The sequence below is a fragment of the Nocardia higoensis NBRC 100133 genome (assembly GCF_000308595.1).
Lineage (GTDB): Bacteria > Actinomycetota > Actinomycetes > Mycobacteriales > Mycobacteriaceae > Nocardia > Nocardia higoensis.
The window spans coordinates 24,934-41,444 of sequence record NZ_BAGA01000081.1 but is presented as its reverse complement, the minus strand read 5'-3'; the positions used below and the strand labels follow the sequence as shown (position 1 = coordinate 41,444).

Here is a 16,511-nt window from a genome sequence, read left to right as displayed (position 1 = left end):
TCCGCACGCGGCGGGTGATATCGCTGTCGAATGCCCGCGCCGCCGGGGTTCCGGTGGCGCGGGAGACGGTTACTGCGCGGCCGCTGTGGTCAGCTCCTCGGCGAACTGGTTGGCCGGACGTTCCAGCCCGTAGTGACCGCGCAGCGTGGTCGCGGTGTACTCGGTGCGGAAGAGGCCGCGCTCCTGCAGGATAGGCACCACATCGTCGACGAAGCGGTCCAGACCCGACGGCAGCACGGCGGGCATGACGTTGAATCCGTCGGCGGCGCCCTCCCGGAACCACTCCTCGATGGTGTCGGCGACCTGCACGGCGGTGCCGGCGAACGTGCGATGCCCACGGCCGCCCCCGAGGCGGGTGATCAGCTCGCGCACCGTGAGCCGTTCGCGCCGGGCGAGATTCACGATGAGGGTGAAGCGGCTCTTGGCGCCCTGGATGTCGTCCTCGGTGGGCAGGTCCTCGGGCAGTTCGCTGTCGAGGTCGAGTTCCTCCACCGGCACATGGAAACGCTCGGCCAGCTGCCTGCGCGCGTACTCCGGCGAGATGAGCCGCGCCAGTTCGGCATCGATGGCCCTGGCCTGTTCTTCGGTGTCGCCGATGACGGGCACGATGCCGGGCAGGATCTTCAGCGACTCCGGGTCGCGGCCGAGGCGACGGGCGCGATCCTTCAGGTCGCGGTAGAAGGCCTTGCCGTCCTCGAGGGTCTGCTGGGCGGTGAACACGGCCTCGGCGTAGCGGGCGGCGAAGTTCTTGCCGTCCTCGGAGGAACCGGCCTGCACCAGCACCGGATAGCCCTGCGGGGAGCGGGGCACGTTCAATGGGCCGTCGATCTGGAAGAACCGGCCACGGTGGTTGATCCTGCGAACCTTGCCGGCGTCGGCGTGGATGCCGAGTTCCTTGTCGGCGATGATCGCGTCGTCGTCCCAGCTGTCCCACAACTTCGTGGAGACCTCGACGAACTCGGCGGCCTTCTCGTAGCGCAGTTTGTGGTCGGGGGTGTCGTCGAGGCCGAAGTTTCGGGCGGCGTCGGCGCCCGCGGTGGTGACGATGTTCCAGCCCGCCCGGCCGTTGCTCACGATGTCGACCGAGGCGAACCGCCTGGCCAGGTTGTACGGATCGTTGTAGCTGGTGGAGGCGGTGGCGATCAGGCCGATCCGGCTGGTCTGCACGGCGATCGCGGTCAGCAGCACGGTCGGCTCCAGCTTGCCGCTCGGCCTGCGGCCCGGATCGCCCATCAGCACCGGGCTGTCGGCGAAGAAGATGGAGTCGAACTTGCCGCTCTCGGCGGTCTGCGCCAGCCGCACGTAGTGGTTCACGTCGGTGTGGGCGTCGGGATCCGACTCCGGCAGCCGCCACGAGGCTTCGTGATGGCCGACCGACATCAGGAAGGCATTGAGGTGCAGTTGCTTCGTGCCGTGATCGGCGTTGGTCATCTTCGTCCTTCTCTCACACGGCCGCGGGTGCGACGCCGAGCGCGGCGAGCAGGGTGCGGCGGATCTTTTGGAACCGCGTCGGCGGCGACTTTCTCGAAACACCGGTCGAACAATTCGGCGGCATCGAAGGATTCACCGAAGAATCCGGATTCGGTGACGAGATCGATGGTTTCCTGTTCCCAGGCGGTCGCCGCGTCCCAGTTGTCCGGGAAGTAGGGCTTCTGAGTGGTGTCGAGAATGCGGCGTCCGTCCTCGGCGCTGACTTCTCGATCCTCGACGTAATAGGCCCGGACATCGCCTTGGTCGGCGGTCGCGCAAGAGGTGAGCAGACCTGTCGCGAGAATCGCGACGGCTGTCTCGCGCAGAAGTTCTCGCGCTGACGTTCCTGGGTCGGATCCGAATCCGCATTGAAATCAACGGGAATCAAATCACGCGGGCGGCCAGCGCCGTGTGCGGTGCGTGGAAAATTCCGTGCAATACGACCGCGGCCGAACTCATGGTCAGGATGCGCCCGGGGAACGAGGACGCGAACACGACTTCCTCCGGTCTGGCACACACGACCGAACGGCTGCGCACCGCGTCCAGGTAGGCCGGGCCGACACCGGGCAGATCGAAGGCGCGGTCGGCGATGACCACGGCGTCGGGATCGAGCAGATCGATCAGCGCGGCGATCACCTCGCCGAGCACGGCGGCGCGATCCAGGAAGCGCTCGTGCGCGGCCGTGCCCGGGACGGCGGCGGCGAGCAGCGCGGCGACATCAGCCACCGGCGGACCGGCGGCGGCGAGCAGCGCGTGATCGGTGTAGTCGCGCAGCAGCCGGGTGGTGCCGTCGGGGCTCTCGCCGGGGCCGAGCAGCCGCGCGATCGACCCGGCCGCCGAACGCGGCCCGTAGTGCACCTGACCGTGCACGGCGAACGCGGCGTCGATGACATTGCCGACGAACAGCACGATCGAACTCGCCGCGCCCCTGGTGCGCCCGAACAACTGCTCGGCGTGGGCGAGCGCCCTGGTGTGGTTGTCGAGTTGGGTGGACAGCCCGGTCCCGTCGGCGAGCACCTGCCGCACCGGCACATCGCGCCAGCCGAGGAAGGAGTGGTGCACCACGGTGCCGTCGACGGTGTCGACCCAACCGCCGGTCGCCACGCCGAGACCGAGAATGCGCACCTCGGTGAACTCGGCGGCCAGCGCCCGCACGTGCGTGACGGCGTCGTCGAGGATGTCGGACGGGTCGAGGCTGCGGTGCGGGATCTGCGTGCGCCGCACGATCCGCCCGCCGATGTCGACGGCGCTGACGGTGCTCTGCCGGGCGGCGATGTGCAGTCCGAGCGCGACATTGCCGTCGGTGTCGAGCTCGAGCGGACTGTACGGGCGGCCGATCCCGGCGCCCGTGGTCTCCGGCAGCTCCCGCAGCAGTCCGGCTTCGATGAGCGAACGCGCCTGCCAGGTCAGCGTCGCGGGCGAGAGCGCCGCGTGCCGGGCGATGACGCTGCGCGGCGCCGGGCCGAGCTCGAGCACCGCGCGCAGGATCGATCCGGCGCTGCTGTCGGCCATCCGCACAACCCTCCTCCGCGTAGACGGAAAAGCCTAGGAGGGGACCGGTGTGCGAGAGAGGTTTGCGCGCAGCGTGATCCGAAGCGCTGCGCGCGGGGACTTCTCAGACGTACTGGGCGCGCAGCTTGCCCTTGACCAGCTTGCCGGTGGGCGTACGCGGCAGCTCCTCGGTGAAGTCGACGCTGCGGGGCACCTTGTAGTGGGCGATCCGCTCACGCAGGTATTCGCGCAACTCGGCGGCCAGCTCCGGGCCGGTCGCGACGCCGGGCGCCGCCTGCACGACCGCCTTCACCGACTCGCCCATCTCCTCGTCGGGGACGCCGATCACGGCCACGTCCAGCACCTTCGGGTGCAGCGCGAGCGCGTCCTCGATCTCCTGCGGGTAGATGTTCACGCCGCCGGAGATGATCATGAAGGCCTTGCGGTCGGTGAGGAACAGGAAGCCCTCGTCGTCGATGTAGCCGATATCGCCGGTGGTGGTCCAGGTCGGATGCTCCGGGTGCGCCGCCTCGGCGGTCTTGGCCGGGTCGTTGTGGTAGGCGAACGGCGCCTCTTCACGCTCGAAGTACACGGTGCCGATCTCGCCCACGGGCAGTTCCGCGCCGTCCGCACCGCAGATGCGGATGACGCCGAGACCCGACTTGCCGACCGAGCCCGGCTTGCGCAGCCACTGCTCGCTGTCGATGAAGGTGACGCCGTTGCCCTCGGTGGAGGCGTAGTACTCGCGCAGCACCGGGCCCCACCAGTCGATCATCGCGCGCTTGACCTCGGTCGGGCACGGGGCGGCGGCGTGCACGGCCACCTTCAGGCTGGACACGTCGTAGCGGCTGCGCACGGACTCGTCGAGCTTGAGCATCCGCACGAACATGGTCGGCACCCACTGGCTGTGGGTCACCGAGAACTTCTCGATGGTCGCCAGCGCCTTCTCGGCGTCGAACTTCTCCATCACCACCAGCGTGCCGCCGAGGGCGTGTACCACGCCGCCGAACCGCAGCGGCGCGGCGTGGTACAGCGGCGCGGGCGAGAGGTACACGGTCTCGGTGTCGAACCCGTACATCGGGCCGAAGATGGCGGTGTAGGTGTCGCCGGGGGCGTCGCCGACCTGACGTTCCGGCAGCGGGTGCTTGATGCCCTTGGGCCTGCCCGTGGTGCCCGAGGAGTACAGCATGTCGGCGCCGCGCGGCTGATCCTGCATCGGCTCGGGTGAGGACGCGGCCAGCGCGTCCTCGTAGGAGGCCTGGCCGGGCACCGCGCCGCCGTAGGCGATGCGCACCGCGACCTTCGGGGTCTGTTCGGCGATCGCCTGCGCCGCCTCGGACAGATCCGCCGACACGATCAGCGCCTTGGCGCCGCAGTCGTCGACGATATAGGCGGCCTCGGCCGGGGAGAGGTGCCAGTTGACGGCGGTGATGTAAAGCCCGGATCGCAACGCGGCCCAGTAGACCTCGTAGACCTTCGGATCGTTGCCCGACAGCAGGGCGAGGTGATCGCCCCGGCGCAGCCCCGCCTCGTACAGGTGCCGCGCGAGCCGGATCGAGTTCTCCTCCAGCTCCCGGTAGGTCAGCGTCTCGCCGGATTCCGCCATGACCACCGCGGGCTTGTCCGGGAAGGTGTCGACATGTGCGCCGGGATACATGGTGCTCCTCGCAGGAACGAGCGGCCCGTCGCCGGACCGCCAGGTCTATCCGGGTACGACGAAGCCACGGCCGGGCCGGCGTCGTCGATGTCCCGTCGAGCGGTTGCTCTGGGACAGGACAATAGCTGAAAGTAAACCCGGATTCGTGTTTTATCCGACATTCGCGGTACCTCTCTCCGTGACCGGGACCCGCCCGCCTCGCCCGATCCCGGTTGTGCTGGCATGGAGCTATGCCGCCCGCCGATGAGACCGCACAGTCGTCCCCCGGTCCCGCTGTCGGGCAGGCGCTCGGCACGCCCTGGTCACGCGCGCTCGGCCTGGGCGTGCCCGTGGTGAACGCCCCGATGGGCGGGGTGGCGGGCGGGCGGCTGGCCGCGGCGGTGACCGCGGCGGGCGGGCTCGGCATGATCGGCATGGGGAGCGCCGCGACAGCCGACGCCCTGCGCCGCGAACTCGCCTCTACCGAGTCGATCAGCGGCCCGTTCGGCATCGGCGTGGTCGACTGGGTGGTCGCCCGCCGCCCCGAATTGCTGGAGGTCGCGATCGCCGCCCGCCCCGCGCTGCTCGCCGTCTCCTTCGGCGAGGACCTGCGCTGGGTGCCGCGTGCGCGCGACCACGGGATCCGCACCGCGACCCAGGTCTTCACCGCCGACCACGCCCGCCGCGCCGCCGACGCGGGAGTCGATGTCCTCGTCGCCCGCGGGCTCGAGGGCGGCGGGCACGGCGCCGTCGAGATGGCCACTCTGCCGCTGCTGGACGCGGTGCTCGCCGCCGTCGACGTCCCGGTGCTGGCCGCGGGCGGAATCGGTTCGGCCGCGAGTCTGGCGGCGGTGCTCGCGGCCGGTGCGAGCGGCGCCTGGATCGGGACCGGACTCGCGGCCTGTGCCGAATCCGCGCTGTCGGCCGCGGGCCGCGACGCGATGCTCGCCGCGGACGGTGCCGACACCGTGGTGACCACCGCCGTGGATGTCGCCCTCGGCTACCCGTGGCCCGCCCATGTCCCGTCGCGGGTCCTGCGCAACGAATTCGTCACCGAGTGGACCGGCCGGGAGGACGCGCTGCGGGCGGACAGCGCCGCCCGAGATGCCCTGCGCAGGGGCATCGCCGCCGACGATCCCCGAGTTCTTCCGGTGGACGCGGGGCAGGGGGTCGGGCTCGTCGCCGCCGTCGAACCCGTCGCGCACGTCCTCGGCGCCTGGTGCACAGGGGCCGCCGGGTTGCTGACGCCGCGTGGCCGGCTCAGAGGCTGAACCGACCACACCGGATCCGGGTGGCCACCCGCTGCCCGTCCCGCCCAGGCAACTCCGAGCGCGGCGCGAGCGGCGGATGTGTGCGGTTCGATCGGTTCGAATGCCCATGACCGCCATCGGCTGCGGCGGCCTGGTCGCCGCTCGGGCCGTTGCTGTGGCCGGGCCGGCACCTCTGGCGCAGCGAGGCGCCGACCACCTCGCTCGGTCAGGCCTCGAACAGGGACTGTCCGAGGTACCCGCCCGGTTCGGCAACGCCCGGCGGAAGCGCGAAGACCGCCGAGCCGATCGGGGTCGTCCACGCGTTGAGGGCGTCGAATTCCGCGAGTCGCGTCTGCACCGGAAGGAACTGGCTGTGCGGGTCGCGCTGGTAGGCGGTGAACAGCAGGCCGGAGTTGGAGATCTGGCCCGGGCCCGGCGCGTCGTCGTAGTTGTAGCCGCGGCGCAGGAACCGTTCGCCGTCGTGGGTGTGCCTGGCGCGGGCGATGTGCGAGGACGGCGGGATCACCGGGATGCCGAGGGCGTCGACGGCGGTGAGGTCCGGATCGTCGAATTCGTCGGTTCCGGTCAGCGGGGCGCCGTTGGCCAGCGTTCGGCCGATGGTCAGTTCCCTTCCGGCCGGGTCGATCTGCTCCCAGGTGTCGAGATTCATGGCGATGCGGCGCAGCACCAGCGAGGTGCCCCCGGCCAGCCACGGGGTCGCCGACCCGTCGTCCCACACCAGCCGATCGAATTCCGCGCCCGGGGTGAGGTTGACCGTGCCGTCGACCTGACCCATCAGGTTGCGTGGGGTCCGGCCGGGTTCGGCATCGCGGAAGCCGCGCTGTGTCCAGCGCACGGTCACCAGGGAGGTGACGCTGCGGGAGAGCACCCGGACCGCGTGCGCGACGGTGGTCGGCTCCTCCGCGCAGACCTGCACGAGCAGGTCGCCGTCGCACCAGGCCGGGTCGAGCCGGTCGATGGCGAACGACGGCAGCGGCTGCAACCAGGACGGGCGCTGGTGGCCGAGTCCGGCGGCGGTGAACACGCTCGGGCCGAATCCGACGGTGACGGTCAGCCGCGCGGGGCGGGCCGCCAACTCCGGTTCGGTATCGGCGAGGGCGGGTTCGCCCCTGGTCAGGCGGGCGGCATCGGTCGTCCAGATCTTCAGCAGGCCGATGATGTCCGCGCGGTCCAGGCCGGGGCGCAGGTCGAAGGCGAGGAAGGTGACATGACGCTGGGGCCGGGTGGCGATCCCGGCCTGGTGTGCGCCGTGGAACGGCTCGGTCGCTGCGGCCGCGAGCACCGCGTCGTCACCGCTGCCCCACGCCAACGCTCCCGCGCCGAGACCGGCCGCGCCCGCCGCCCCCGCCGCGACGGCGCCCGCACCGAGCAGCCGCCGTCGTGACCAGCTCCGGGCCTGCCCGCGCTCAGGCACCGTCATGGGGAGTTGCCGGGGCGTCGTGCCCGGAGCCGGGCGTGTAGTTCTCCTGGTTGCCCGCGAAGTCGCGGACCTGCGCGGTGAACGTCGTGGTCGAGCCGTCGGCGAACGAGAGGGTCACCGGCACTTCCGAGCCGGTGCGCAGCGGGCCGTGCAGGTCCATGAACATGAGGTGCTCGCCGCCGGGCGCCAGCGTCAGCGTGCCACCCGCGGGCAGCACGAAGCCGCCGTCCTTCTCGCGCATGGTTTTGGCACCGCCCGCGTCGACGACGACCTCGTGGAGTTCGACGCGCTCGGAGGCCGGACTGCTCGCCGACACGATGGTCGCTTCGCGCCCACCGGAATTGGTGAGCGAGCCGAACGCCGCGGACATACCGCTGTCGGCGGCCTTGATCCACTGGTCCTGGATGGTGACGGTCTCGGCCGCGGTGGCCTCGGCGGGGGAGTTGTCGCCGGAGCAGGCGCTCAGCAGCAGTGGGGCGATCGCGACGGCGGCGAGGCCGGCGATGCGACGGTGCATGGATCGATCGATCACGGGGGACTCCGTTCGAGTTCGGGGTGGACAGCCGCGCTCGCGCACGCGACGCGGCGGTATCCGTGGGGTCGTGACGCGAGGGCATCACGGGAAGGCATGAAGGCGCGGCGCAGCGGACATCCGCTGCCCTCGGTGAGCGGCGGCACGCCGGAGCGGTCAGGAGCCGTCGCCGGACGTGGTCGTCGAGAAGACGGGCCCGTCCTTCATGAGAGGAGTGAACTCAACGGCGCGGCGGAGGTCCGCGCGTTCCCACCCCGCCGGACAGGAACCGCCCGGAACCGATCGACATGCCCGATCCGGCGAGCACGACGGGCGCGTACTGCCATCGCAGCGCGCCGACGAGCGCCGCCAGAGCTCGGCGCACGCTCGACGCGGCCGCGCGCAGACCGGCCTCGGCGACCCGGATCAACACCGCCGCGCACAACATCGCGACCAGATGGGCGAACAGCATGGCGGGGGTCAGGTGCGCGGAATGCGGATGACCCATGGTCAGCGCCGCGTGACCGATGCCCTGCCCGGCGGCCAGCAACCCCACCAGCTCGACCCGGCCGACTCGTCCGCGCCGAGATCCGGCGACGACACCGACGGCCGCGCACACGCCGATCAACTGGACGATCGAGGCCTGCGAGAGATGGACGGTGCCGCCACCGAGCGGATGCGCGGCAAGGCTGACGGCCCCGGCGGCGGACCCGACGAGCGCGCCGCGCGCCACCGCCGCCTCCTCGTGAACCGCCGTCCGCACGCCATGCATACTACTCGTCGTCGTAGGTGAGGCGGCGTGAGCTGTGCCGCTGCCTCAGCTCGCCGTGCGACCGAGCATGTGACGCAGTGCGTCCTCGAGTTCGGGATACCGGAAGGAGTGCCCGGCGGCGCCCAACCGGCCGGCCAACACCCGCTGATCGGCGGTGGCGAGTTCGCGAGCGCCTTCCTTGCCGAGCAGCAGAGCCGGGCCGAAGCCGGGGACCGGCAGCAGGGCGGGCCGGTGCATGACCTGCGCGAGCACGCGGGTGAATTCGCTGTTGCGCACCGGGTTCGGCGCCACGGCGTTGACCGGTCCGGACAGCGCGTCGTCCCAGAGGGCACGGTGATAGATGTCGACCATGTCGTCGAGCCCGATCCAGGAGAACCACTGCTCGCCGTCACCGATCCGTCCGCCCAGACCGGCGGCGAACAGCGGTCGCAGCAGGCGCAGGGTGCCGCCACGCGGTGACAGGACGATGCCGGTGCGCACCCGGACCGTGCGGATTCCGGCCTCCTCGGCCGGGCGGGTCGCCGCCTCCCACTTCTCGACGAGGTCGGCCAGGAATCCCGCACCTCGATCGGCGTCCTCGGTGAGGGTCTCCTCGCCTCTGTCGTAGCCGTAGTAGCCGATGGCCGAGGCGCTGACGAAGACGGAGACGCCGGTGCGCGCGGCGAGCTCGGCGAGGCGGCGGGTGGGCCCGATGCGGCTGTCGGCCACGGCGCGCTTGTGCTCGTCGGTGAAGCGTCCCGCGATGGAGGCGCCTGCCAGGTGCACCACCGCGTCGACGCCCTCGAGCAGGCCGGGATCGGGGGCATCGGGATTCCAGCGGCGCTCACCGGGACCACTCGGGCTGTGGCGCACCAGGCGCAGCACCCGGTGCCCGCCCGTGCCGAGGAACGCGCACAGTGCCGTGCCGACCAGCCCGGAGGCGCCGGTGACCGCGACCGTCAGCGGGGAAAGGCCGTGTTCGGACGCCCGGCGGTGGGCGAGCAGATCGGCCCCGAGCTGGCGGTAGCGGTATTCGAACATCGCGCGCAGTGCTGCGGCCGGGATCGGGGTGTCGACGTGGTCGATCACGCGCGTGTGGTCGGCATCGACCTGCTCGAACTCGTGGATGTGCCGCCAGGGCAACAGCCGTGCCACCGGAGTCGAGGCGAGCCCGTCGGCGGCCACGGCATCGACGAATCGTTGGGGCGGCTGGTAACCGGTGGGATCGTGCCGGGCGACCCAGCGCAACCCGCCGGGCAGTCCGAGCACCGCCCGGCCGTCGGCGAGGGAATCCGCTTCGGCGATCAGCGTGACCGGCTGCCAGGGCGGCGCCAGCCGGGTGAAGGCGCCCGGCCTGGCATGCCAGGCGAAGACCTCTTCGCGGGAACCGGGGACGACGCTCGAGCAGTCGATGGACATGTCCGGAATCTAGCCGCGAACAGGCGTACCGAAACGCCGGTCCGCGGAATCGCAGCACAACCGGTGCGAGCTGTCGGTCCGGTGGCGGCGACACTCCCGACCACGGCAGACTCGACCACGGGAGCGCGGGCGACCAGACTGGCCGGCGAGACGATTCGGTGGCACCGAACGACTCGGGCGCCGCGGGACGCGAGTTCGCGGGGCCGAGCCGATCCGGGAAGGGAGAAGGTATGAGCGCAGGCGAGATTCGGGGGAGGACGCCGATCCTGGTCGCGGTGGACGGTTCCCCGGGGTCGCACCACGCCGCGGCCTGGGCCGCGGTGACCGCCGCGCTGCACGATGCCCCGCTGCACGTGTTCACCTCGACCGACGATTGCGCCGGCCCCGCGCGCACCCTCTCGGCCGCCGACCGGGAGCGGCAGCGCGCGGAAGGCGAGCGGGTGGTCGCCGCCGCCGCGCGGATCGCGCGGGACGCGGCCGAGGCGGAACTGGAGATCAGCACCGAGGTCTGCGCCGACCTGCTGATTCCGACCCTGCTTGATCGCTCGGCCACGGCCCGCCTGATCGCGCTGGGCAGCAGGGGAACCGGCGCGTATCTGCCCGGCATGCTCGGATCGGTGACCACGGCGGTGGCGCGGCACGCGAAGTGCCCGGTGGCGGTGATCCACGACCGTTCCGCCGCGGACGCGTCGTCGCGCCGTGCCCCGGTGGTCGTCGGCGTCGACGGCAGCGCGCACAGTGCGGCGGCGGTGGATTTCGCCGTGGCGGAGGCGGCGCGCCGCAAGGTCGACCTGGTCGCGGTGCATTCCTGGTGCGACGCCGGCGCCGTCACCATTCCCGCCGACTGGGAAGCCGTCCGGACCGCGGAGGAGGCGGTGCTTGCCGAACGCCTGGCCGGATACGAACAGGACTACCCGGAAGTGACGATCCGCCGGATCGTGGTGTCCGAGCGGCCGGTTCCCGCTCTGCAGGAGGCCGCGGCACAGGCCCAGCTCCTGGTCGTCGGCAGTCGCGGCCGGGGCGGGTTCGCCGGCATGCTGCTCGGCTCCACCAGCAATGCGCTGCTGCACACGGTCGAATGCCCGATGGTCGTGGTGCGCTAGCGTCGCCCCCTACTGCGTACTCACCGGTGCCGACGCGGTGTGCGGGGGCACGATCTTCAGCATCCGCCCGAATGTGCCCTGCCAGAACGACCCGTCCGGCCCGATCGTCCCGGTGAGCTGTAACGGTTCGTCGACCGGCGCGAAGCCCACCTGCTCATGCGCGCGGCGCTGCCCGGTCTCGACATCGACCGCGCTGTAGTAGACCGGCCCGACCTGCTGCACGCCGCCCCGCGCGGGAAGGGGACCGTAGGTCAGCGCGTGGATCGCCCCGTCGGCGCGGGAGAGCTTCGGCAGCGTGGCCATCCGATCGTCGCTCTCCCACACGCGCGTGCAGCCGGTCTCGGAGACGTCGATGCGAGTCATGCCGCCGGCGAAGACGGCATTCGGAGGATCGCTCGGCCCGTCGGTCGCATTCGGAGGATAGGCGAAACCGTAGGTGCTCGGAATGATCAGCGAGTCCCCCCACGCCATCGGCGAATTCTCGGTGCCCTGCCCGGACGTCACGAAAGCCGGTGTGCGGCAGAGGACCGAGCCGTCGGTGGTGCGGTGGACGATCAGATGCGGTTGCTCGGCGTCGTCGACGATCGCCACCCAGGCGTCGCCGCCCGGTCCGAAATAGGTCGGGGTGGTGCCCGATCCGGCGGCGAGCTGACCGGGTTTGCGCGTGGTCGCGGCGTCGTACGCGCGCCGCCACACGATCTGCGGGACGCCGCTGTCGTCGGCGCGCATCTCGTAGAGCGCCCGGCTGGTCAGCACCGACGCGCCACCGGGGTGGATGCTCAACCCGTTGGTCAGCTGCTCCCCGTCCGGCAACCGGGTGTCGCCGATTCGTCCGTCCGCCTCCACGGTGCCGATCACGCCGCCGGTGGTGGCGAACCAGATGCGGCCCCGATGGTCCGGAGCGACACCGGTGACCGAGTCGCCCGCGGGAATGCGCGCGGCCAGATCGATGCGCTCGTCGACGAACAGCCGGACCGCGCCGTCGGCCTCTCGGCGGTGCGCGACCTTCACGATCGCACCCGAACCGTCGGCGACCACCACCCGGTCGGCGCTGTCGAGATAGCCGTAGACTCCGCCCAGCAGACCGCCCTTGGCCAGCTGCAAGGAGGCGAGCGGCTGCGCCGAGAGCGGGTCGAACACCACCACCGTCGGCGCGACCACGGTGAGCGGGTTCAGCCCGACGAAGGCGGTACACAGTGACACCGGCACGCCCTGCGAGGTCAGAAAGGTCGCGCTGCACACACCGCCGGGCGCCGACCAGGCGGCCACCCGCGCGCCCGGCCCCGGCCCCGGATGCGGGGTGGAGTCGGTCGAGGCGAGATCGCCGTGCATCAAAGCGGTCCCGGCCGGACCCACATCGGGAACAGCGGGCGCGGCAGCCGCCGGTCCCGTTCCCGCCGTGAACACCACGGCCGCAACCGAAATCACACTCGTCATCAGGCGATGCATCGGCCACTTCCTCGACACTCGGCAACTCCGGAACTCGGCCTCCGGCACGTCCGCCCCGGCCGTCCCGGGGCGCAGTCGCAAGGCACGTTACCGCGCCCGCACGGCGGACTTGCGTTCTGCTCGAGCGCAACGGTGTCGCGGGCCGGCGCAACGCGATTCACTCGCCCCATGGGTTCCGACGCCGCCACCGACTCCGATCCGCGGATCACCAGCCTGGCGTTCCTGACGCCGGGCAACTACCCCGACGACGATCCCGCCACGGGACTCGAGGACACCTTGCGGCTGTTCGAGTTCGGGGAGGCGCTCGGCTTCGACGGCGCCTGGATCAGGCAGCGTCATCTCGAGCACGGCGTCGGCTCGGCGGCGGTGTTCCTCGCCGCGGCGGCGCAGCGCACGCGCCGGGTGGAACTGGGCGCCGCGGTGATCCCGATCGGCTACGAGAGCCCGTTCCGGCTGGCCGAGGATCTGTCGATGGCCGACGTGCTCTCCGGCGGCCGGCTGCAGCCGGGCTTCAGCGCGGGGACCCCGCCACACGCGGATCTCATCGGCGACCTGGTCTTCGACGGCGACTGGCGTACCTACGACCTGTCCTACGGCCGGATCGAGCGCCTGATCGCCAACCTGCGCGGGGAGTACCTCGGCGACCCGGACACGATCATCGAGTCGCCCGGCAACATCCAGCGCCCCCGTCTGCAGCCGCACAGCCCCGGACTGATCGACCGGCTCTGGTACGGCGGCGGCAGCCTGCGTTCGGTGCGCTGGGCGGGGGAGAACGGGCTGAACCTGCTCACCGGCAATGTCGTCTTCGCCGATCGCAGCGAGGATTTCACCACCACCCAGCTCGACCTGGTCCGCGAGTACCGAGCGCGCGCGGCAGGGGGCGGCCGGTCCCGCCTGGCTCTCGGCCGGGTCATCGTCCCGCTCGACAGCGCCGACCGGGTGACCAGGGAGCGCTACCGCCGCTACGCCGCGAGCAGACACGAGCGCACCCTGCGCCCGAACGGCGAGCGACGCGTGCTGTTCGCCCCCGACCTCGTCGGCCCCGCGGAGGAGATCGTCGAACGCCTGCGCGCGGATCCCGTGGTCGCGCACGCCCGGGAACTGCGGCTGGAACTTCCGTACGAGTTCCAGCGCGAGGACTACGAGCAGATCCTGCACGACACCGTCGAGTCGATCGCGCCGCACCTGGGATGGCGACCCGCGGTGGAGGTCGCCACCGCAGATAAGTGAACTCGCCAGTAACAGTTACTGCGCGTACTAGTCAGGTGTACGCTGCTCCCACTGGACACACCAGGTTCGAGGAGTACCGATGCCGCTACTTCGCAGGTCCCGCCGCACGCCGCAGACCGATCCGGGCGTGGTGGCGCTGCACGCCCGCGACGTCCGCTTCGACTGGGCGGGCGCACCGCTGCACTGGCTGCGCGCGGAGCCGATCGCCTCCCACGTGATCAACGCGCTGAACCTGCTGCTGCCCGAGGGCGAGCGCATGTTCTGCGCCGCCTACACCGAAGCCCTGCCCCATGTCGCCGACGAGAAACTGCGCGAGGCCATGCTCGGTTTCATCGGCCAGGAGGCCATGCACGCGCAGACCCACGACAAGGTGCTGCACGACGTGCTCGCGGCCAACGGCATCGACACCGAGCCCTTCCTGCGCCAGGCCGAACACCTGTTCCGCGCCACGCTGTGGCCCGAGACGTCGGGCGCAGTGGCCGGACGTCAGGCCATGATCGAACGCCTGGCTTTCATCGCCTGCCTCGAGCACTTCTTCGCCTTCCTCGGCGACTGGGTGCTCAATGCCGACCTGGAGCGATTCGACGCGGACCCGCGCATGGCCGACCTGTTCCGCTGGCACGGCGCCGAGGAAGTGGAGCACCGCCACGTCGCCCACGAGGTCGCCGAATACTTCGGCGTCGGCTATCTGCGCCGCTCCGCGCTGATGGCGCTGGTGTTCCCGATCTTCCTGGCGCTGGTGGTCCGCGGCGCCGCGTTCATGATCCGCCAGGATCCGGCGCTGCCCGACCTCGGCTACCCGAGGCTGCTCACGCGCGTCCTCGGTGCGATGCGCCGCGGCGCGCTACCCGGCGTGCCCGCGCTGGCGGCGAGTGCGTTGTCGACCTTCCTGCCCGGCTACCATCCGGAAACCGTCGGCTCGACCGCACAGGCGATCGCCTATCTCGCCACGTCCCCGGCAGCGCGGGCCGCGGCCTCGTGATCGCGCCCGATCTGCCCGCCGATCTGTACGGCAGGCGCGGCCCGGACCTGACCTTCGCCGTTGTCGACGCGCTGGCCACGCTGCGCCTGCGCTGGGCGCGCCTGGCCCATCGACGCGATCCCGGGCTGCGCGCCGACACGCACACCCTGCCCTTGGTGGTGGCCGACCGCCGGATCGATGCGCACGGCCGGGATGTCGTCGGCCTGACCCTGCGCGCCCGCGACGGCGCCGGCCTGCCGGCCTGGCGGCCTGGCGCGCACCTGGACCTGGAACTGCCCTCCGGCAGGCGCAGGCAGTATTCGCTGTGCGGCGACCCCGCCGAACGCGGCGAATACCGCATCGCGGTGCGCCGCATCCACGGCGGCAGCGGCTCGGTCGAAGTGCACGACGCGCTGTCGGTCGGCAGCACCCTGCTGGCCCGTGGGCCACGCAATGCCTTCCCCTTCGCCGTCCCCGGGCACGGATCGCCCTCCGCCCGTCTGCATTTCGTCGCGGGCGGCATCGGGATCACGCCGATCCTGCCGATGGCCCGGCTGGCGCACCGGCTCGGTGTGGACTGGTCGATGGTCTACGTAGGCCGTTCCCGGGCGACCCTGCCCTTCCTCGACGAGATCGCCGCCTTCGGCGCGCGCGTCACCATCCGCGCCGCCGACGAACACGGCCTGCCCGCCGCCGCCGACCTGCTCCCCGGCGTCCGCGCGGGCACCGCCGTCTACTGCTGCGGACCCGCCCCGATGACCACCGCGGTGATCGCCGCTTTGCGGGACACGGCAGGCGTGGAACTGCACTTCGAACGCTTCTCACCCCCGCCGATCGTCGACGGGCGGCCCTTCGAGATCGAGCTCGCCCGCACCGGCGAAGTGCTGCGGGTGCCCGCCGACGAGTCCGCTCTGGCAACGCTGCTGAAACTGCGCCCCGATCGCCCGTACTCGTGCCGGCAGGGTTTCTGCCGAACCTGCGAGGTGCGCGTCCTGGCAGGCGAACCCGACCACCGTGACTCGGCCCTCACCGCAGCCGAACGCGCCGCGGGGGCCTGGCTGCCCTGCGTATCCCGCTGTGACAGCGGGCGTCTCGTGCTGGACCTGTAGGTCACCGAAACGACGCGACGAATTCACTACACGACGTAGTAGGTGGACAGCGGATCCATTAGTCTCTGGTCCCATGGATGTCGTCTACAACTTGATCGTGGTCACCCACTTCCTCGGCCTCGCCGCGCTGATCGGCGGTTATGCCGCCGGGCAGCCCAAGGTGAACGAAGTGATGGTGTGGGGCGCGCGCCTGCAGATCGTCACCGGCGTGATCCTCGTCGGCCTGGCCGAATCGGTCGACTCGCTCGGCAAAGATCCCGACATGGCCAAGATCGGCGTCAAGCTGGTCGTCGCCCTCGTCGTCGCCGCGCTCGCCGAAATCGGCCGCGCGGACGCCAAGAAGGGCAAGGATCAGCCGTGGATGACCCACGCCGCAGGCGGCCTCGGCGTCGTCAACGTCCTGGTCGCGGTGCTCTGGACCTGATCACCTCGGGCGTGCCGGCGGGCGCGGCGGCGAACTCTCCGGTGACGAGAGCCGCCGTGGCCCGCTAGGATCGTTGTCCGCGGCCGAACGGCCGCGCTCACGGTCCGTCCTCACCACGGGAATCCGGATCGGCAGAGCCGCAGACCCCGCGACACATCCACGGCGGAGAGACCCGCCGGAACAGGCCGGTGTGCGTGCACGGGAGCGGTATCCACCTCGGCGTTCCGCCGTGCCCGCGTGCAATCGTGCCGCGGGCCGCCCGGACG

At 71.4% G+C, this 16,511-nt stretch carries 15 protein-coding genes; 7 read left to right on the top strand and 8 right to left on the bottom strand.

The window, feature by feature from the left end; translation table 11 throughout:
- Positions 1-69: 69 nt before the first annotated feature.
- Positions 70-1,431, bottom strand: a complete 1,362-nt coding sequence (locus ON26_RS14865) for an LLM class flavin-dependent oxidoreductase (protein ID WP_040796725.1) — start codon at positions 1,429-1,431, stop codon at positions 70-72.
- 53 nt (positions 1,432-1,484) lie between these two features.
- Here ON26_RS14865 and ON26_RS14860 point away from each other — a divergent pair, with 53 nt between their 5' ends.
- Entirely contained in the window at positions 1,485-1,811 is a 327-nt protein-coding gene (locus ON26_RS14860; RefSeq protein ID WP_040796724.1) for a hypothetical protein, read from the top strand.
- A 43-nt stretch (positions 1,812-1,854) separates the two neighbouring features.
- Here ON26_RS14860 and ON26_RS14855 read toward each other — a convergent pair whose 3' ends face one another.
- On the bottom strand, positions 1,855-2,982 hold the full coding sequence (locus ON26_RS14855) for an ROK family transcriptional regulator (protein ID WP_040796723.1): 1,128 nt from the start codon (positions 2,980-2,982) through the stop codon (positions 1,855-1,857).
- A gap of 103 nt (positions 2,983-3,085) precedes the next feature.
- On the bottom strand, positions 3,086-4,618 hold the full coding sequence (locus ON26_RS14850; RefSeq protein ID WP_040796722.1) for an acyl-CoA synthetase: 1,533 nt from the start codon (positions 4,616-4,618) through the stop codon (positions 3,086-3,088).
- 230 nt (positions 4,619-4,848) lie between these two features.
- Here ON26_RS14850 and ON26_RS14845 point away from each other — a divergent pair, with 230 nt between their 5' ends.
- Positions 4,849-5,868: an NAD(P)H-dependent flavin oxidoreductase gene (locus ON26_RS14845; protein WP_051027083.1), complete on the top strand. Its 1,020-nt coding sequence runs from the start codon at positions 4,849-4,851 to the stop codon at positions 5,866-5,868.
- Positions 5,869-6,073: 205 nt separating this feature from the next.
- Here ON26_RS14845 and ON26_RS14840 read toward each other — a convergent pair whose 3' ends face one another.
- From ON26_RS14840 to ON26_RS14825, 4 genes are all read right to left on the bottom strand, one after another.
- Positions 6,074-7,288, bottom strand: coding sequence for a Dyp-type peroxidase (locus ON26_RS14840; protein WP_051027082.1), 1,215 nt, complete (start codon positions 7,286-7,288; stop codon positions 6,074-6,076).
- Complete coding sequence (locus tag ON26_RS14835) at positions 7,275-7,805, bottom strand: copper chaperone PCu(A)C (RefSeq protein WP_040796777.1); 531 nt, start codon at positions 7,803-7,805, stop codon at positions 7,275-7,277. The genes ON26_RS14840 and ON26_RS14835 overlap by 14 nt, the downstream gene beginning before the upstream one ends.
- Before the next feature lie 235 nt (positions 7,806-8,040).
- Positions 8,041-8,562, bottom strand: coding sequence for a hypothetical protein (locus ON26_RS14830; RefSeq protein WP_051027081.1), 522 nt, complete (start codon positions 8,560-8,562; stop codon positions 8,041-8,043).
- Between the two features lie 54 nt (positions 8,563-8,616).
- Positions 8,617-9,969, bottom strand: coding sequence for a TIGR01777 family oxidoreductase (locus ON26_RS14825; RefSeq protein WP_040796721.1), 1,353 nt, complete (start codon positions 9,967-9,969; stop codon positions 8,617-8,619).
- Between the two features lie 230 nt (positions 9,970-10,199).
- On the opposite strand from ON26_RS14825, the gene ON26_RS14820 reads away from it, so the two are divergent.
- Entirely contained in the window at positions 10,200-11,072 is an 873-nt protein-coding gene (locus ON26_RS14820) for a universal stress protein (RefSeq protein ID WP_040796720.1), read from the top strand.
- 9 nt (positions 11,073-11,081) lie between these two features.
- Here ON26_RS14820 and ON26_RS14815 read toward each other — a convergent pair whose 3' ends face one another.
- Positions 11,082-12,509 (bottom strand): SMP-30/gluconolactonase/LRE family protein, encoded by a 1,428-nt coding sequence (locus ON26_RS14815; RefSeq protein WP_245545858.1) that lies wholly within the window; start codon positions 12,507-12,509, stop codon positions 11,082-11,084.
- Between the two features lie 180 nt (positions 12,510-12,689).
- Here ON26_RS14815 and ON26_RS14810 point away from each other — a divergent pair, with 180 nt between their 5' ends.
- The 4 genes from ON26_RS14810 to ON26_RS14795 all read left to right on the top strand — a co-directional run bounded on the left by ON26_RS14810 (position 12,690) and on the right by ON26_RS14795 (position 16,245).
- Positions 12,690-13,751, top strand: coding sequence for an LLM class flavin-dependent oxidoreductase (locus tag ON26_RS14810; protein WP_040796719.1), 1,062 nt, complete (start codon positions 12,690-12,692; stop codon positions 13,749-13,751).
- A gap of 79 nt (positions 13,752-13,830) precedes the next feature.
- On the top strand, positions 13,831-14,733 hold the full coding sequence (locus ON26_RS14805) for a metal-dependent hydrolase (protein WP_040796718.1): 903 nt from the start codon (positions 13,831-13,833) through the stop codon (positions 14,731-14,733).
- Positions 14,730-15,821 carry a PDR/VanB family oxidoreductase gene (locus tag ON26_RS14800; RefSeq protein ID WP_040796717.1) on the top strand — a complete coding sequence of 364 codons (1,092 nt, stop codon included), beginning with the start codon at positions 14,730-14,732 and terminating at the stop codon, positions 15,819-15,821. Before ON26_RS14805 ends, ON26_RS14800 begins: the two co-directional genes overlap by 4 nt.
- A 73-nt stretch (positions 15,822-15,894) precedes the next feature.
- The gene (locus ON26_RS14795; RefSeq protein WP_040796716.1) at positions 15,895-16,245 is read left to right on the top strand and encodes a hypothetical protein; all 351 of its coding nucleotides are present in this window, start codon (positions 15,895-15,897) and stop codon (positions 16,243-16,245) included.
- The last annotated feature ends 266 nt before the right edge of the window (positions 16,246-16,511 follow it).

Coding starts and splice junctions, on each gene's coding strand:
- ON26_RS14865 (WP_040796725.1), bottom strand. CDS start 1,431: ATGACCAACGCCGATCACGGCACGAAGCAACTGCACCTCAATGCCTTC.
- ON26_RS14855 (WP_040796723.1), bottom strand. CDS start 2,982: ATGGCCGACAGCAGCGCCGGATCGATCCTGCGCGCGGTGCTCGAGCTC.
- ON26_RS14850 (WP_040796722.1), bottom strand. CDS start 4,618: ATGTATCCCGGCGCACATGTCGACACCTTCCCGGACAAGCCCGCGGTG.
- ON26_RS14845 (WP_051027083.1), top strand. CDS start 4,849: ATGCCGCCCGCCGATGAGACCGCACAGTCGTCCCCCGGTCCCGCTGTC.
- ON26_RS14840 (WP_051027082.1), bottom strand. CDS start 7,288: ATGACGGTGCCTGAGCGCGGGCAGGCCCGGAGCTGGTCACGACGGCGG.
- ON26_RS14835 (WP_040796777.1), bottom strand. CDS start 7,805: ATGCACCGTCGCATCGCCGGCCTCGCCGCCGTCGCGATCGCCCCACTG.
- ON26_RS14825 (WP_040796721.1), bottom strand. CDS start 9,969: ATGTCCATCGACTGCTCGAGCGTCGTCCCCGGTTCCCGCGAAGAGGTC.
- ON26_RS14820 (WP_040796720.1), top strand. CDS start 10,200: ATGAGCGCAGGCGAGATTCGGGGGAGGACGCCGATCCTGGTCGCGGTG.
- ON26_RS14815 (WP_245545858.1), bottom strand. CDS start 12,509: ATGACGAGTGTGATTTCGGTTGCGGCCGTGGTGTTCACGGCGGGAACG.
- ON26_RS14810 (WP_040796719.1), top strand. CDS start 12,690: ATGGGTTCCGACGCCGCCACCGACTCCGATCCGCGGATCACCAGCCTG.
- ON26_RS14805 (WP_040796718.1), top strand. CDS start 13,831: ATGCCGCTACTTCGCAGGTCCCGCCGCACGCCGCAGACCGATCCGGGC.
- ON26_RS14795 (WP_040796716.1), top strand. CDS start 15,895: ATGGATGTCGTCTACAACTTGATCGTGGTCACCCACTTCCTCGGCCTC.